The sequence below is a fragment of the Arsenicicoccus dermatophilus genome (assembly GCF_046267915.1).
In the GTDB taxonomy this organism is placed as follows: Bacteria; Actinomycetota; Actinomycetes; order Actinomycetales; family Dermatophilaceae; genus Arsenicicoccus; species Arsenicicoccus dermatophilus_A.
Map to the genome: position 1 here is coordinate 2,887,929 of NZ_CP176520.1, position 15,941 is coordinate 2,903,869.

Annotated in this window: 17 protein-coding genes; 4 read left to right on the forward strand and 13 right to left on the reverse strand. The window is 71.9% G+C overall.

The genetic code is table 11. The features are described from left to right. The first annotated feature begins 8 nt into the window (after window positions 1–8). Window positions 9–878 (forward strand): A/G-specific adenine glycosylase, encoded by an 870-nt coding sequence (locus ACK2IS_RS13680; protein WP_409483846.1) that lies wholly within the window; start codon window positions 9–11, stop codon window positions 876–878. Between the two features lie 14 nt (window positions 879–892). Continuing rightward, a complete protein-coding gene (locus tag ACK2IS_RS13685) occupies window positions 893–1,717 on the forward strand; it encodes a GDSL-type esterase/lipase family protein (RefSeq protein ID WP_409483847.1) in 825 nt (274 codons plus the stop codon). On the opposite strand, the gene ACK2IS_RS13690 is transcribed toward ACK2IS_RS13685, so the two are convergent. The 8 genes from ACK2IS_RS13690 to lysS form a co-directional block, all read right to left on the reverse strand. Beyond that, window positions 1,701–2,225: an amino-acid N-acetyltransferase gene (locus tag ACK2IS_RS13690; protein WP_409483848.1), complete on the reverse strand. Its 525-nt coding sequence runs from the start codon at window positions 2,223–2,225 to the stop codon at window positions 1,701–1,703. The two genes, ACK2IS_RS13685 and ACK2IS_RS13690, sit on opposite strands and share 17 nt — an antisense overlap. Before the next feature lie 115 nt (window positions 2,226–2,340). After that, window positions 2,341–4,911, reverse strand: coding sequence for an ATP-dependent Clp protease ATP-binding subunit (locus ACK2IS_RS13695; RefSeq protein WP_409483849.1), 2,571 nt, complete (start codon window positions 4,909–4,911; stop codon window positions 2,341–2,343). A gap of 140 nt (window positions 4,912–5,051) precedes the next feature. Continuing rightward, window positions 5,052–5,738 (reverse strand): hypothetical protein, encoded by a 687-nt coding sequence (locus ACK2IS_RS13700; protein WP_409483850.1) that lies wholly within the window; start codon window positions 5,736–5,738, stop codon window positions 5,052–5,054. 64 nt (window positions 5,739–5,802) lie between these two features. Continuing rightward, window positions 5,803–6,195: a DUF4440 domain-containing protein gene (locus tag ACK2IS_RS13705; protein ID WP_409483851.1), complete on the reverse strand. Its 393-nt coding sequence runs from the start codon at window positions 6,193–6,195 to the stop codon at window positions 5,803–5,805. A gap of 23 nt (window positions 6,196–6,218) precedes the next feature. Then, window positions 6,219–6,950 carry a (2Fe-2S)-binding protein gene (locus ACK2IS_RS13710; protein ID WP_409483852.1) on the reverse strand — a complete coding sequence of 244 codons (732 nt, stop codon included), beginning with the start codon at window positions 6,948–6,950 and terminating at the stop codon, window positions 6,219–6,221. 3 nt (window positions 6,951–6,953) lie between these two features. Next, window positions 6,954–7,286, reverse strand: coding sequence for a histone-like nucleoid-structuring protein Lsr2 (locus tag ACK2IS_RS13715; RefSeq protein WP_409483853.1), 333 nt, complete (start codon window positions 7,284–7,286; stop codon window positions 6,954–6,956). Between the two features lie 93 nt (window positions 7,287–7,379). Continuing rightward, complete coding sequence (locus ACK2IS_RS13720; RefSeq protein ID WP_409483854.1) at window positions 7,380–7,562, reverse strand: lysyl-tRNA synthetase; 183 nt, start codon at window positions 7,560–7,562, stop codon at window positions 7,380–7,382. 32 nt (window positions 7,563–7,594) lie between these two features. Further along, window positions 7,595–9,127, reverse strand: coding sequence for a lysine--tRNA ligase (gene lysS, locus ACK2IS_RS13725; protein ID WP_409483855.1), 1,533 nt, complete (start codon window positions 9,125–9,127; stop codon window positions 7,595–7,597). Between the two features lie 139 nt (window positions 9,128–9,266). On the opposite strand from lysS, the gene ACK2IS_RS13730 reads away from it, so the two are divergent. Both ACK2IS_RS13730 and ACK2IS_RS13735 read left to right on the forward strand, forming a co-directional pair. Then, entirely contained in the window at window positions 9,267–9,941 is a 675-nt protein-coding gene (locus tag ACK2IS_RS13730) for a hypothetical protein (protein ID WP_409483856.1), read from the forward strand. A gap of 68 nt (window positions 9,942–10,009) precedes the next feature. Further along, window positions 10,010–10,907, forward strand: a protein-coding gene (locus ACK2IS_RS13735; RefSeq protein WP_409483857.1) for an IS5 family transposase whose coding sequence is annotated in 2 segments (ribosomal slippage) — window positions 10,010–10,369 and window positions 10,371–10,907 — 897 coding nt in all. Because the reading frame shifts where the segments join, the coding sequence is not laid out codon by codon here. Here the strand turns inward: ACK2IS_RS13735 and ACK2IS_RS13740 are convergent. The 5 genes from ACK2IS_RS13740 to ftsH are packed head-to-tail and all read right to left on the reverse strand — an operon-like array spanning window position 10,904 to window position 15,851. Next, the gene (locus ACK2IS_RS13740; RefSeq protein WP_409483858.1) at window positions 10,904–11,368 is read right to left on the reverse strand and encodes a DUF3180 domain-containing protein; all 465 of its coding nucleotides are present in this window, start codon (window positions 11,366–11,368) and stop codon (window positions 10,904–10,906) included. The two genes, ACK2IS_RS13735 and ACK2IS_RS13740, sit on opposite strands and share 4 nt — an antisense overlap. Further along, entirely contained in the window at window positions 11,362–12,330 is a 969-nt protein-coding gene (folK, locus tag ACK2IS_RS13745) for a 2-amino-4-hydroxy-6-hydroxymethyldihydropteridine diphosphokinase (protein WP_409483859.1), read from the reverse strand. Before folK ends, ACK2IS_RS13740 begins: the two co-directional genes overlap by 7 nt. Continuing rightward, a complete protein-coding gene (folP, locus tag ACK2IS_RS13750; protein WP_409483860.1) occupies window positions 12,327–13,157 on the reverse strand; it encodes a dihydropteroate synthase in 831 nt (276 codons plus the stop codon). Before folP ends, folK begins: the two co-directional genes overlap by 4 nt. An 11-nt stretch (window positions 13,158–13,168) precedes the next feature. Then, entirely contained in the window at window positions 13,169–13,783 is a 615-nt protein-coding gene (folE, locus tag ACK2IS_RS13755) for a GTP cyclohydrolase I FolE (protein ID WP_409483861.1), read from the reverse strand. Further along, a complete protein-coding gene (gene ftsH / locus ACK2IS_RS13760; RefSeq protein WP_409483862.1) occupies window positions 13,776–15,851 on the reverse strand; it encodes an ATP-dependent zinc metalloprotease FtsH in 2,076 nt (691 codons plus the stop codon). The genes folE and ftsH overlap by 8 nt, the downstream gene beginning before the upstream one ends. Window positions 15,852–15,941: the final 90 nt, after the last annotated feature.

A 15,941-nucleotide genomic window follows, 5' to 3' on the forward strand; every position in this document is an offset into this window, starting at 1 on the left:
CCCTGCTCATGAGCATCGTCGACCCCATCCTGCAGTGGTACGCCGAGAACCGGCGCGACCTGCCCTGGCGCGACGAGAGCTGCTCGCCCTGGGGCGTGCTCGTCAGCGAGGTGATGCTGCAGCAGACCCCCGTCGCCCGGGTCCTGCCGGTGTGGCGGGAGTGGCTGCAGCGGTGGCCGACCCCGGCGTCCTTGGCCCTGGCACCCGCCGGAGACGCGGTGCGCGCGTGGGGTCGTCTCGGCTACCCCCGCCGGGCCCTGCGGCTGCACCAGTGCGCCGTCGCAATCGTGGAGCACCACGACGGCGAGGTCCCGGCCACGGAGTCCGAGCTGCTGGGCTTGCCGGGAGTGGGGTCCTATACCGCGGCGGCCGTCGCCTGCTTCGCCCACGGTGAGCGGACGGTGGTCGTGGACACCAACGTCCGCCGGGTCCAGGCCCGGGCCGTCTCCGGGCTCGCCCTGCCCGCTCCCGCGCTGTCGCGCGCCGAGACCGAGCTCGCAGGCTCCCTCGTCCCCGAGGACCCCTCGGTCGCCCGCGTCTGGAACGTCGCCGTCATGGAGCTCGGTGCGCTCGTCTGCACCGCCCGCACTCCACGCTGCGGCAGCTGCCCGATCGCCGGGCGCTGTGCCTGGGTGCTCGCCGGATCCCCCGCCTACGACGGGCCGCCCCGCAGGACGCAGTCCTGGGAGGGCACCGATCGTCAGGTCCGCGGCGCGATGCTGGCGATCCTCCGGGCCTCGGCCGGCCCGGTCCCCCTGGCCGCCCTCACCCCGGCCTGCCCCGACGACGAGCTGCGGCGGATGCGATGTCTGGACGGGCTGGTTGCGGACGGGCTCGTCGAACCGGTCAGCAGAGGCCGCTACCAGCTGCCCGGCTGAGGAATCATGGAGCCATGGCTCCTCGCATCATCCCTCGCCGTGTCGATGCCCCCCAGGTGCGGCGCGCGCTCGACCTGGGCGACATGGCCGGGCTGGTCACGTCGGCGGCCTCGACCGCCCGCGCGTCGGCAGGTCTGCTGCGGGCTCCAGGACCCCGCGAGCTGCTGCACCGTCGGATCGCCGCCGCTGCACCCAAGCTCACCGCGCCGGCAGACGGCGGGCACGGGGTCGCCCATCCTGCTGAGGGCGACGGGACCGAGATCGCTCTGGTGGTGCTCGGCGAGTCCACGGCCCTCGGGATCGGGTGTACCCGGCCGGAGGAGATCCTCGCGGCCCAGCTCGCCCAGCAGCTCGCCGACCGCGAGCATCGCCCCGTTGCCTGGCGGACCGTCGCCGCTGACGGGGCCACCGTGGACTACTGCACCACCCACCTGCTCGACCGGCTGGCCAGGACGCCGGCGGACGTCGTCGCGGTGGTGCTGGGTGTCAACGACCTGATCCGCGGCGCACGACCGGCGGCCTTCGCGCGGGACGTGGAGGCGCTGGTCACCCGCATCGCGAACCTCGCGCCCGGCGCCCAGGTGGTGCTGAGCGGGTTGCCCGACCCGCGCTGGATGCCGCTGCTGCCCCGCCCGCTGAGCTCCCTGCTGGCGGTTCGGGCCCGCGCGTTCGACGAGCGTCTGGCGGAGGCCGCGCACCGGCACCGCCTGGTGCACGTGCCCGTCCGTCACGTCGGTGTCGGCCCGGACGACCTGGCGAGCGACGGTTCTCACCCCGGCCCGACCGGCTGCCGCATCTGGGCGGCGGAGCTGCTCGCCGGCATCACTCCTGCAGAGTGAGGAGCATCCGGGTGTTGCCGAGGGTGTTGGGCTTGACCCGGTCCAGGTCCAGGAACTCCGCGGTCCCCTCGTCGTAGGAACGAACCAGCTCGGCGAAGACCTCCGGAGACACCGGCGTCCCCTCGATGGGGCGGAAGCCGTGCCGCGCGAAGAAGTCCACCTCGAAGGTCAGGCAGAACACCCGCGCGATCCCCAGCTCTCGGGCGTCGTCGAGCAGCGCCTGCACCAGCCGGCCACCCACCCCACGCCCGGCCGCCTCCGGGGCGACCGCCAGCGTACGCACCTCCGCCACGTCCTCCCAGAAGACGTGCAGCGCCCCGCATCCCACGACGACGTGGTCGACCTCGGCCACCCGGAACTGCTGCACCGCCTCGAAGTACGCGACCGTGTCCTTGTCCAGGAGGATGCGTTGCTCGGCATACGGCCGGACCAGACCTCGTATGGCGAGGACGTCGGCGGTGCGGGCCCGCCGGATCGTCATGGGGTTCTGCTGCGGGGTGCGCCTCATCGGGTCCTCGTCGGTCGCGGAGACGCCCACCATAGCTCTGGTTCTCGCGCACCCGACGGCCCCGACCACCATGTGGTGGGCGGGGCCGTCGGGTCGAGGCGTCGGGCGGGATCGGTCAGCCGTCCGTCCCGATCTCGGGGGCACCGTCCACCGAGTTGCTCTGCGCAGGCCCACCGTCCAGGGCCACGTCGAGCGGCGGAAGGTCCGGGATGTCCGAGCCTGTGGTGCCGGAGAAGGTGAACTTCGGGTCCTTCTCCGCGCCGTCGGTGTCGACCAGGATGATCTCGCCGGCCGTCAGCTCGCCGTACAGGATCTTCTCGGAGAGCACGTCCTCGATGTTGCGCTGGATGGTGCGGCGCAGGGGGCGGGCACCCATGACCGGGTCGTAGCCCTGCTTCGCGAGCAGCTCCTTGGCGGACTGCGTGAGCTCGATGCCCATGTCCTTGTCCTTGAGCCGCTTGTCCAGGCGCGCGATGAACAGATCGACGATCTGGACGATCTCGTCCTTGGACAGCTGCGGGAAGACGATGACGTCGTCGACGCGGTTGAGGAACTCGGGGCGGAAGTGCTGCTTGAGCTCCTCTGAGACCTTGAGCTTCATCCGGTCGTAGGACGTGGTGTCGTCGGCGCCGCCGGCGAAGCCCAGGGAGACGCCCTTGGAGATGTCCCGGGTGCCGAGGTTGGTGGTCATGATGATGACGGTGTTCTTGAAGTCGACCATGCGGCCCTGGGAGTCGGTCAGGCGACCGTCCTCGAGAATCTGCAGGAGCGAGTTGAAGATGTCGGGGTGGGCCTTCTCCACCTCGTCGAAGAGCACCACGGAGAAGGGCTTGCGACGGACCTTCTCGGTGAGCTGGCCGCCCTCCTCGTAGCCCACGTAACCGGGGGGCGAGCCGAACAGCCGCGAGGCGGTGTGCTTCTCGCCGAACTCGGACATGTCCAGCTGGATCAGCGAGTCCTCGTCGCCGAAGAGGAACTCGGCGAGCGCCTTGGCGAGCTCGGTCTTGCCCACGCCGGTGGGGCCGGCGAAGATGAACGACCCACCGGGGCGGCGGGGGTCCTTGAGCCCGGCACGGGTGCGGCGGATGGCCTGGGACAGCGCCTTGATGGCGTCGTCCATGCCGACGATCCGCTTGTGCAGCTCGTCCTCCATGTGCAGCAGGCGCGAGGACTCCTCCTCGGTGAGCTTGAAGACCGGGATGCCGGTGGAGGCCGCGAGGACCTCGGCGATCAGCTCGTCGTCGACCTCGGCGACGACGTCCATGTCGCCGGACTTCCACTGGGTCTCGCGCTCGGCCTTGGCCTCGACGAGCTTGCGCTCGTCGTCGCGCAGGGATGCGGCCTTCTCGAAGTCCTGGCCGTCGATGGCGGCCTCCTTCTCCCGGCGCACGGTCGCGATCTTGTCGTCGAACTCGCGCAGCTCCGGCGGGGCGGTCATCCGCTTGATCCGCAGCCGGGCCCCGGCCTCGTCGATCAGGTCGATCGCCTTGTCCGGCAGGAAGCGGTCGTTGATGTAGCGGTCCGCGAGGTTGGCGGCCGCGGCGAGCGCCCCGTCGGTGATGGACACCCGGTGGTGCGCCTCGTAGCGGTCGCGCAGGCCCTTGAGGATCTCGATGGTGTGCGCGAGCGTGGGCTCGGCGACCTGGATGGGCTGGAAGCGCCGCTCCAGCGCGGCGTCCTTCTCGATGTGCTTGCGGTACTCGTCCAGCGTCGTGGCGCCGATGACCTGGAGCTCGCCGCGGGCCAGCATCGGCTTGAGGATGCTCGCCGCGTCGATGGCGCCCTCGGCCGCGCCGGCACCGACGAGGGTGTGGATCTCGTCGATGAACAGCACGATGTCGCCGCGGGTGCGGATCTCCTTGAGGACCTTCTTGAGCCGCTCCTCGAAGTCGCCGCGGTAGCGCGAACCGGCCACGAGGGCGCCGAGGTCCAGGGTGTACAGCTGCTTGTCCTTGAGCGTCTCGGGGACGTCGCCGCGGACGATGTCCTGGGCCAGGCCCTCGACGACGGCGGTCTTGCCGACCCCCGGCTCACCGATCAGGACGGGGTTGTTCTTGGTGCGGCGGGACAGCACCTGCATGACCCGCTCGATCTCCTTGTCGCGCCCGATGACGGGGTCGAGCTTGCCCTCGCGCGCGGCCTGGGTGAGGTTGCGCCCGAACTGGTCGAGGACGAGCGACCCGGCGGGGGTGCCCTCGGCCGGGCCGCCCGTGGCGGCGCCGACGCCGGCTCCGGCGGTCTCCTTGCCCTGGTAGCCGGAGAGGAGCTGGATCACGGTCTGGCGGACCCGGTTGAGGTCCGCGCCCAGCTTGACGAGCACCTGCGCGGCGACGCCTTCGCCCTCGCGGATCAGCCCGAGCAGGATGTGCTCGGTCCCGATGTAGGAGTGGCCGAGCTGCAGCGCCTCGCGCAGGGACAGCTCGAGGACCTTCTTGGCGCGCGGGGTGAAGGGGATGTGGCCGGTGGGGGCCTGCTGGCCCTGGCCGATGATGTCCTGGACCTGCTCGCGCACGGCCTCCAGCGAGATGCCCAGGCTCTCCAGAGCCTTGGCGGCCACGCCCTCGCCCTCGTGGATCAGCCCGAGCAGGATGTGCTCGGTCCCGATGTAGTTGTGGTTGAGCATGCGCGCTTCCTCCTGCGCAAGCACGACCACGCGACGGGCTCGGTCGGTGAACCGTTCGAACATCTGCGTTGCTCCTCGCTGTCGAGATGGCTCGATGCTAGCTGCGACTGCGGCCCGACCCCGTGATGGACGACGCAGGTCCGCCTGACTCGTCGGCATCAACGCGGCGCACCCGCCAGGTGTTCCGGACCTGGTGTTCGCCGTCAGCGGACGGCGGCGGCCGAGCCGGTCGTCGGCGCGGTCGGACGGGTGCGCTCGCGCCGGGTCCACTCCCGCCGTCCCCACAGCGCCACGGCGACAACGGCGATCACCTGGAGCGCCGGGGGCGCGAGCAGGCCGATCAGCCCCAGCCCGGTGTATGTCGGGAGACCTGCCACCAGCGCGGCGACGATCTGCGCCGCGGCGAACACCTGCGTCGCGAGCACGAGCAGCCAGCCGAGCCGCAGGCGGTGACCGAGTGCCAGCAGACCCAGCCCGAGCACCAGCGGCGGGAGCACGGCGACCACCGCCGTCGTCAGCTCTCCCAGGAGGACCGCGGCGAGCGCGGCCAGGGCCACGAGCACGAGCGCACCGCGCCCCCAGGATCGGCGGAGAGCGGCGTCCGGGGCAAGGGGTGCGACGGTGCGGCCCGCTCGCAGCACGCCACGCCACGACCGTTCCCCCAGCAGCGCAGCCACCAGCGGCACCAGGGAGACGAGCAACCAGCCCAAGCCGCTCCGCCACCCCGGTCCCGTGAGCGCGCCCGCGGCTCGCAGCACGGCGAGCAGCACGCTCACCCCCGTCGCCAGCACCACGCACCACCATCCGGACAGATGACGCAGTGCGATCAGGCCGAGGCCGACGACGAGGACCGTGAGCGTGAAGAGCCCGGCGGCGGTGTATGGCGTCATATGCACAGCGTAGTCACTGCCCCGTCATACGGGCGGAAGACGGCCGAGTCACGCGCCGGTCCGGTCAGCCGTCCAGGCGGATCGGCGTGGTCTGACGCTGGCGCAGCAACCACCCGCGGTCCGGGGTGTGCAGCCACAGCGAGGAGCGCCAGGACGCGCGCTGCGAGCGATGCACGCGGTAGGTGACCAGGACGACCCCGGGGGTGAGCAGCTCCGCCTCGAGCTGCTCGACGGTGAGAGCGGCCGAGGAGTCCTCCACGGGCGCGAGCTCGACGTTGCCCCGGTGATAGACCAGTCCGCTGGGCGCGAACTCGTTGAAGTACTCGTGCAGGAGGTTCTGCACGGCCTCGCGGTCGCTGCGCATGTTGGGGTCGAGCAACTTCATCTCCAGCTCGACGACGTGCTCCAGCTCGGCCGTCTGGACGGCGGTGGCGGCAGCGTCGGCGGCGGTCGACATGGCTCTCCTCGCGGATCGGGGCGTCAGGTGCTGCGCGGAGCGGGCACGCGCCGGGATCGGCGCGGGCACGTCGAGCACAAGCCCCCTCCGGGGAGAGCGTAGATGAAGCAGCAGGAACGCCGGACCCGTCCGCCGTCCGCATCCCCCGATGGGGGGAGGAGCGGGCTCCCTGCGCCGGAGCGCGCGCGCACCGTCGCGGCGTGCCAGAGGTCGTCGACCATGCCCAGCCGCTGCCGGCTGGACATCCGCACCCCGGGCACGGCGTACGCCGTCGCCACGGCCTCGGCATGGGCGCGGTACCGCTCCTGCGCCCGCCGGCGGCGCACCGGCTCCGCGGCGACCACCTGGTGCGCGGCGGTGGGCCTCAGCAGCACCCGCTCGGGGTAGCCCTGGGTGGGGTGCGGCTGGATGGTGACCGCGCCTGGCGCCACGTCCAGCACCCACGGCCCCAGCTCGGCCGCGTGGGCCGCGGTGTGGGCCAGGGCGTCGAGATACCACCCGAGCACGAAGGTCGCGGCGATGTGAGGCGGCTGGGCAACGCCGTACGTGCGCAGCCACACCTGCTCGACCCGCCCCCGCCAGGCGGCCAGCTGGGCCAGACCCGTCGGGTCCCCGTCGGCCACGGCCCCGGTGTCGATCGTGGGGCGACCGCTCGTGCCATCGCCTGGCTCGACGGACAGCTCGAGCCAGGCGATGCGGGAGGCCACCAGGTCGCAGGCGAACTCCAGCTCGGCTCCGACGAGGGGATAGCCCACGGCTCAGTGAGCCTTGTCGTAGGCCTCCTGCAGCTCGGTCGAGACCCGACCGCGCTCGGACACCTTGAAGCCGTTGGCCCGGCCCCACTCACGCACGTCGTTGAGGTTGCGCCGACCACCGGCGGACCCGGACCGGCGGGCGGGCGAGGTGGAGCGGCGGCCACCGGAGCGGCGGGCGTGCCCGATCCACTGGGCCAGGTCCTCGCGCAGCTTGGCTGCGTTGTCCTCGGACAGGTCGATCTCGTAGGTCACCCCGTCGAGCGCGAAGGTGATGGTCTCCGCGGCGGGACCACCATCGATATCGTCCTCGAGAATCACCTGGACACGCTGGGCCATGGAAAGCTCCTGAAAATGTTGAGGGGATACTGCAGGCGCACCCATGACCATAACCTCTGCTAATGGCTTTGCGCAATCAAGGACGAGGCCGGTTCAGGCTCGATCCTTTTCCGGCCCGCTCTCTCGTGCTGCGCGATCCTGCTCGCGCTCCCACTGGGCGTGAGCAATCCTTTCGCGCCGGTCGCCCTCCAGGATGCTCTTCATGACGTGCCAGAAGATGAACAGCACCCCGACCGTCGGCGCGAGCGCCACGAAGACCTTCCAGACCATGTCCATCGACCGGCCACCTTTCCTCTGACGACAGGTTGTCACTGCTGCGGCTTCAGGTGCGGGAACAAGATCGTCTCCCGGATCCCCGCGCCGGTGAAGAGCATGACCAGACGGTCCACGCCCAGGCCGATCCCGCCCATGGGGGGCGCGCCGTACTCCAGCGCCCGCAGGAAGTCCTCGTCGAGGCTCATCGCCTCGGGGTCACCCGCCGCGGCCCTCAGCGACTGGGCGGTGAGGACCTCGCGCTGCACGACCGGGTCGATCAGCTCGGAGAAGCCCGTGCCCCGCTCCATCCCGCCGATGATCAGGTCCCAGGCCTCGATCAGGTGCGGGTCGGTGCGGTGCTGCCGGGCCAGGGGCTGGGCCGACGGCGGGTAGTCGCACAGGAAGGTGGGCTGCAGCAGGGTCGGCTCCACCAGCTCGCCGAGCAGCTCCAGGACGACCTTCTCGGCGCCCCAGGACTCGTCGAGCGGCACCTGGTGCCGAGCGGCCAGCTCGCGCAGCCGCTCCACCGGTGTCTCCCAGGTGATCTCCTCGCCCACGGCCTCGGACACCGCGGTGTAGACCGGCAGCCAGCGCCACTCCCCGTCCAGGTCGATGATCCCCTTGTCGGTCTCGATGCGACGGGTGCCCACGGCGTCGGCGGCGTCGAGGATCACCGACCGGAGCACCTCGGCGATCGACGTCTGGTCGGCGTAGGCCTGGTAGAACTCCAGCATCGTGAACTCCGGGGAATGCGTGGAGTCGATGCCCTCGTTGCGAAAGATCCGACCCATCTCGTAGACCTTGTCGATCCCACCCACCACGGCCTTCTTGAGATTGAGCTCCAGCGCGATGCGCAGCGTCATCTCCTGATCGAAGGCATTCAGGTGGGTGCGGAAAGGCCGAGCGGCCGCGCCGCCGTGCACGAGCTGCAGCACCGGGGTCTCGATCTCCACGAAACCGCGATCGTCCAGGGTGCGGCGGATCGAGGAGGTGATGGCCGCGCGGGTGCGCACCATGTCGCGCGCCTCCTGACGCACGATCAGGTCGGCATACCGCTGCCGGACCCGGGTCTCCTCGGACAGGTCCTTGTGCAGGGTCGGGAGCGGACGCAGCGCCTTGCTCGCCATCGTCCAGGAGTCCGCCATCACCGATACCTCGCCGCGACGGCTGCGCACGACCCGGCCGGTGACGCTCACGTGGTCACCGAGGTCGACGTCGGCCTTCCAGGCGTCGAGGGCCTCCTGGCCGACCGCGGCGAGGGAGAGCATGACCTGCAGCCGGGTGCCCACGCCCTCCTGCAGCGTGGCGAAGCACAGCTTGCCGGTGTTGCGGGAGAAGACGACCCGGCCCGCGACGGCGACCGCGAACTGCTCGCCCTCCGGCTCCTCGCCCGCCTCCAGCGGCTCACCCAGCGCGGCCGCCTCGGCCAGCGTGTGGGTGCGCGGCACCTGCACGGGGTATGGCGCGACCCCCTTGCCCAGCAGCCGCTCCCGCTTGTCCCGGCGGACGCGCATCTGCTCGGGGACGTCGCTGTCGGGGATGCCGGGATCGGGTTGGACGTGCTCGCGGGTCGGGGTGTCGCTCATGGGTCCAGGGTAGTCGCCGCAGGTCCTCCTCCCGGTCCCGCGACGGAGCCACCACCGAGGTCCGACCGGTTCGGCCGGGCGCGCCGGGTTGGCCCCTCGCGCGCGCCGGGTGAGACTGGGCCCGACGAAAGGACCCGCCATGCCGCTGCCCCCTGCCCGCCACGCCCTTCCCCTCGGCATCGTCGCGGTGGTGGCGTCCGTCTCGGGTTGCACGGCACTTACGTCGAGCTACGCCCCGCCGGTCACGGTCACGATCACGCCGACGATCACGGTGAGCGCCAGGAGCGCCCCCACGTCGATGCCGATGGCGGCAGCCCCGTCACCGACGCCCACGCCCACGCCCACACGCAACCCGGACGTGCGCAGCGCCGTGCGTGGCCGCAACTTCGACCTCGGGAGGATCACCGGTCTGGAGGAGGAGGGCGGCAACCAGGTCTTGGTGCTGGACCGGTGGTCGGTGCGCGGACGCTCCGACTCCTCGATGGGACGCACCGGCCTCGACCTCACGGTCAAGAGCCGGTTCAGCAACCGCAACACCGTGTCCTTCCGGATCCCGGTGGACCCGGCGGCCGAGGTGCTCCAGCTGACCTGCAGCCCGGACGGGACGGCACCTCAGGCGAGCAAGAGCACGTTGGAGGCCATCCAGGCGCTTCCGGACGACGCCGGCCTGGTCAAGCTCACCCTCGACGAGGAGGGGTGGGTCACCCGGGCCGAGAGCCTGCCGGTGTGCCCCGACGAGCCCTCCCCCAGCGACTCCCCCGGCGACTCCCCCTCGCCGAGCGCGACCTCGCAGGTCCCGACCGACGGCGGGTGAGCAGACCGACCCGGGGTCTAGGGCGTGTCTCCCAAAGGTGAGCGTGGTGACACGCGATTGTCGGTGTCATGTCGCGGATGCAGGTGCTCTCGGATAGCGAGTGGGAGCTGATCGAGCCGTTCATGCCGTGCGCGGACGGAAAGCGGGGCAGGCGGTTTCGTGACCACCGGACCGTGGTCGAGGGGATCATCTACCGGTACCGGACCGGGATCGCGTGGCGGGACCTGCCGGGCGAGTTCGGGCCCTGGCAGACCGTGTGGAAGCGACACCGCCGGTTCGCCGGTGACGGGACCTGGGACCGGGTGCTGACGGCTCTGCTGGCCCGTGCGGACGCGGCGGGGGTCATCGACTGGGACGTCGCGGTCGACTCCACCATCACCCGCGCCCACCAGCACGCGACGAACACCACCCGCCTCGCGGGGGGATCGGTCGAATCACAAGAATCAGCGGATCGAGCCGGCTGACCACGCCATCGGCAGGTCACGCGGCGGGCTGTCGACCAAGGTCCACCAGCTGTGCGACGGCCAGGGCCGCCCGATCGTGGTGCTGCTCGGTCCCGGTCAGGGCAGCGACAGCCGGATGTTCACCAACCTGCTCGACGCCGTACGGGTCCCGCGCCCAGGCCCGGGCCGCCCACGCACGACACCGGACGCGGTCATGGCCGACAAGGCCTACTCCAGTCGAGCCCACCGCGCGCTGCTCCGGCGGCGCGGGATCACCACCGCGATCGCCGAGCCCCGCGACCAACGCGCCAACCGCACACGCCGCGGGTCCAAGGGCGGACGGCCCCCGAAGACCGACCCTGGCCTGTACGCCAAACGCCACGTCGTCGAGAACAGCTTCCAACAGCTCAAGCAATGGCGCGCCATCGCCACCCGCTACGACAAGCTCGCCCTCACCTACCGCGCCGCCATCCTCCTACGCGCCATCACCCTCTGGCTACCAGCATTAAGAGACACGCCCTAGCGCGGTGCGGGCGGCTCGTCGTCCAGTCGGCACCAGGACTGGCCCAGCAACCCCGCGGCGGCGAGCACGCTCGCAGCGAACGCCGTGGCCAGCGCTCCGGCGGCGGGCGAGCCCGCCCCCTCCAGCGCGAGCGTCGCGCGTCCCACGACGGTCAGGGCCGCCGACCATCCCAGGACCACGGCCCCGGTCAGCGCCGCAGCCTGGCACAGGACGAGGACGCGATAACCCCGGAGCCCGTCGTGGGGACCCGCCGGCCGGCGACCGGTGACGGTGCGCCGCACCGACCAGGCCCCGGCGAGGACCATGGCGGCCACGAGCAGCGGGGGCACGACACCCAGGTAGCCCGACGGCGGCATCGGGTGACCGGTGTCGCTCCACCGGGCCAGCCCGACCCAGCACCCGGCAAAGGTCAGCATCGCCGTGAGCACCACGCCACCGGCCGTGAGCCCTCGGGTCAGCACGGCTCGGCCTCCGGGCAGCGCGCGGCGTCGTCCACGGACCGGCCCTCTCGGCGGCGCCGGGGCCAGGGAGGTCCGGGTCGGATGCCGGCACCCGCGCCGGTCCTGGGGTCGACCGCCCCGACCTCGGCCGCCAGCTCGGCCACGGGACGCGGGCCGACCGGTGTCCGCAGCACGGCGGTGGGGTCCGCCTGCGCCCAGGGCACGAGCACGAAGGCGCGCTCGTGGGCCCGCGGGTGCGGCAGCGTGAGGACCGGGTCGTCGCTGACGACCTCGCCGTACGCGATCAGGTCCAGGTCCACGATCCTGGCGCCCCAGCGCTGCTCGCGGCTGCGGTCGCGGCCCTGCGCGGCCTCCAGGCGGTGCAGCTCGGCGAGCAGGGTGTATGCCGACAAGGTGGTGCGGCCGACGACCACGGCGTTGAGGTAGTCCGGTTGCTCCACGCCGCCGACCGGCGCGGTCTCGTAGAGGCCGGAGCACCCGGTGACGTGCAGGCCGCGCACGCGGCGCAGCCGCCGGACGGCCCGGGCGAGGGCGGCGGCCGGATCCAAGAGGTTGGCCCCGAGGGCGATGACGACGGGCTCGTCGCGCCGCGAGACCACGGTGACCGCGACGTCACCGAAGGGCACCGCGATGGGAGCGGCGGGCTTGTGCACGGTGACCTCGGCGGATGTCAGGCGCAGGTGGTCGGCGAGCAGGCGCGCCCCGATCCGGCCGGCGAGGGTCTCGATCAGGTCGAGGGGCTCCCCTGCCACGAGCGCGTGGACGGTCTCGGCGACCTCGGCATAGCTCACCGTGGTCGTGAGGTCGTCGGTGGTGGCGGCCGTCCGCAGGTCCAGGTGCAGGACCAGGTCGACGACGAACTCCTGCCCGAGGACCCGCTCCTCGGGCAGCACCCCGTGCCGACCGCGGGCGCGCAGCCCGGTCAGGGTGATCCGGTCGGAGGCGAGGACCCGGTCGCTCATCGCGCGCCCTCCCAGGCACCGAGGACGGCGAGCGCGTCGGCGCTGGCGCGCACGTCGTGGACTCGCAGGCCCCACACCCCGGCCTGGGCGGCGAGCAGCGTGGTCGCCGCGGTGGCGACGTCGCGCTCGTCGGCGGGCCGTGGCGCCCCGTCCGGGTCCGCGAGCAGGGACCCGAGGAAGCGTTTGCGGCTGGTGCCCACGAGCAGCGGCCGCCCCAGCGAGGCGAGCTCGTCCAGGTGCGCGAGCAGCCGCCAGTTGTGCTCGGCGGTCTTGCTGAAGCCGATGCCCGGGTCGAGCACCACCTGCTCCTCGCGCACCCCGGCGGCGCCGAGCGCGGCCAGCCGCTCGTCGAGCTCGCGGCGCACGTCGGCCACGACGTCGGCATACGCCAGGTGGTCCGCGCCCTGCATGACCGCGCCGTGGGCCCGCCAGTGCTGGGCGACCATGGTGACGCCGGTGCCGGCGACGACCGCGACCAGCTCGGGGTCGGCCAGGCCGCCGCTCACGTCGTTGACGACGGTGGCGCCCGCCTCGACCGCCGCCCGGGCGACGGTCCCGCGCATGGTGTCGACCGACACCGCGATGCCCGCCGCCACGAGCCGGGTGATGACGGGTATGACGCGCGCCAGCTCCTCGTCGGCGCCGGGCCGGTCGGCGCCGGGCCGCGTGGACTCGCCGCCCACGTCGACGAGCTCGGCCCCCTGTGCGGCCAGGTCGAGGCCGTGGGCCACGGCCCGGTCGGCGTCCAGCCACCGTCCGCCGTCGCTGAACGAGTCGGGGGTGACGTTGACGACGCCCATGAGCAGCGGTCGCGTGCGGGCAGCCATGACCGGCCCGCTCAGCCTCGGCCGCCGAGGGCGAGCTGCATCGCCTCGGCCCGGGTGGCCGGGTCGCGCAGCTGGCCGCGGACGGCGGAGGTGATGGTGCGCGACCCAGGCTTGCGGACGCCGCGCATCGACATGCACAGGTGCTCGCACTCGATGACCACGATCACGCCACCAGGATTGAGGTGCTCTACGAGGGCGTCGGCCACCTGGGTGGTGAGCCGCTCCTGCACTTGGGGTCGGCGGGCGTAGACGTCGACGAGGCGGGCGAGCTTGGACAACCCGGTGACCCGCCCGTCCCGCCCCGGGATGTAGCCCACGTGCGCGACGCCGTGGAACGGCACGAGGTGGTGCTCGCAGGTGGAGTAGACCTCGATGTCCCGGACCATGACGAGCTCGCTGTGGCCGCCGATCTCGAAGACCGCGTCCAGCGCGGCCCCCGGGTCCTGGTGCAGGCCGGCGAAGACCTCCTCGTAGGCCCGGGCGACCCGCGCCGGGGTGTCCTGCAGCCCGTCGCGGTCCGGGTCCTCACCCACGGCGAGCAGGATCTCCCGCACCGCCGCCTCGACCCGGGCGTGGTCGATGCGCGGGCCGAGCACGTCGGTGGTGGTGCTGACGCGCTCAGACATCGGTGTCGGGGACCCGGTAGCCGGGGTCGACGACACCCTGCGGCGGGTTCTGGATCACCTGGGTCGGCGGGTGCTCGCGGTCGGGATCGGGGTGGTCGCCCACCTGCGCGCGCAGCGGGTCGCCCGCGCCGTGCTGCAGGGCGGCCTGCTCGGCGGGGGTGAGGACCGGCGGTCGGTGGCTCACCTGACGCTCCTCGCTGGACAGCCAGATCGGACGCTCCGGGCGCTTGACGACGTCGGCGAAGATCACCTCGAGCTCCTCGCGGCCCAGGGTCTCCTTCTCCAGCAGCTCCAGGACGAGGCGGTCCAGGACGTCGCGGTTGTCGTTGAGGGCGTGCCAGGCCTCGTCGTGGGCGTCCTCGATCAGGCGACGCACCTCCGCGTCGACCACGGCGGCCAGGCCCTCGGAGTAGTCCTTGCCGTGCCCCATGTCGCGGCCCAGGAAGACCTCGCCCCCGGACTGGCCGAGCTTGACCGCTCCGACCCGCTCCGACATACCGAACTCCATGACCATCTTGCGCGCCAGGCCGGTGGCCTTCTCGATGTCGTTGGAGGCGCCGGTCGTCGGGTCGTGGAAGATCATCTCCTCCGCCACCCGGCCGCCGAGGGCGTAGGCCAGCTGGTCCTGGATCTCGTTGCGGGTGGTGGAGTACTTGTCGTCCAACGGCAGCACCATGGTGTATCCCAGGGCCCGGCCGCGCGGCAGGATCGTGATCTTGCTGACCGGGTCGGTGTGCCGCATCGCGGCCGCGACCAGGGCGTGCCCACCCTCGTGGTAGGCGGTGATCTTCTTCTCCTTGGCCGACATGATGCGGGTGCGCTTCTGGGGGCCGGCGATAACCCGGTCGATCGCCTCGTCGATGGTGGCGTTGGTGATCTGCTTCTGGTCCGTGCGGGCCGTGAGCAGGGCGGCCTCGTTCAGCACGTTGGCCAGGTCCGCGCCGGTCATGCCCGGGGTGCGCCGGGCGACCGCCATCATGTCCACGTCGGACGCCAGCGTCTTGGACCTGGCGTGGACCTGCAGGATCTGGTGGCGGCCGAGCATGTCGGGCGCCTCCACGGCGATCTGCCGGTCGAAGCGACCGGGGCGCAGCAGCGCCGGGTCCAGGATGTCGGGCCGGTTGGTCGCCGCGATGAGGATGACGTTGGTGCGCGGGTCGAAGCCGTCCATCTCGACGAGCAGCTGGTTGAGCGTCTGCTCGCGCTCGTCGTGCCCGCCCCCGAGACCGGCGCCGCGGTGGCGACCCACGGCGTCGATCTCGTCCACGAAGATGATGGCCGGCGCCGACGCCTTGGCCTGCTCGAACAGGTCGCGCACGCGGGACGCGCCCACACCGACGAACATCTCCACGAAGTCCGAGCCGGAGATCGAGTAGAACGGGACGCCCGCCTCCCCCGCGACGGCGCGGGCGAGGAGGGTCTTGCCGGTGCCGGGCTGGCCGTAGAGCAGCACGCCCTTGGGGATCTTGGCCCCGACCGCCAGGAACTTGTCCGGCTCGACGAGGAACTCCTTGATCTCCTGGAGCTCCTCGACCGCCTCGTCGGCACCCGCCACGTCGGCGAAGGTGACCTTGGGCATGTCCTTGGTGGCCACCTTGGCCTTGGACTTGCCGAACTGCATGACCTTGGTCCCGCCGCCCTGCATCGAGCTCATGATGAACCACGCGAAGGCGCCGAAGAGCAGCAGCGGCAGCAGGTAGCCGAGCAGCGCCAGGAACGGCGAGTCGGACGGGGGCTCCTCGTTGTACCCCTGCTCGGGGGTGTTCTCGTCCAGGAGCTTGACCATCTCGGGGCCGCGGGCGTCGATGAAGTGGGCCCGCACCTGGCGCGCGTTCTTGACCCGGGCACCGTCGGAGAACTCGCTGCCCTTCTTCAGGGTCAGGTCGACCCGGTTGCCGTCGACGACCTTGGCCGACTCGACCTTCTTCTCCTTGATCAGCTGCACGGCACGCGAGGTGTCGATCTCGCGGAAGTCCGAACTCTCCCCGATCGCCATCCAGCCCATGAGGGCGACGGCCACGAGGACGGCGAGCCACCAGGGGCTGCGGAAGATGCGCTTCAGATCCATGTACGTGCGGGGAGCGACCCCGTCCCTTCCTGCTCACACTGCGGCCGAGGCCGATAGGGCGGCGGCGCCCGGTCCGGGCACTGCCGTATG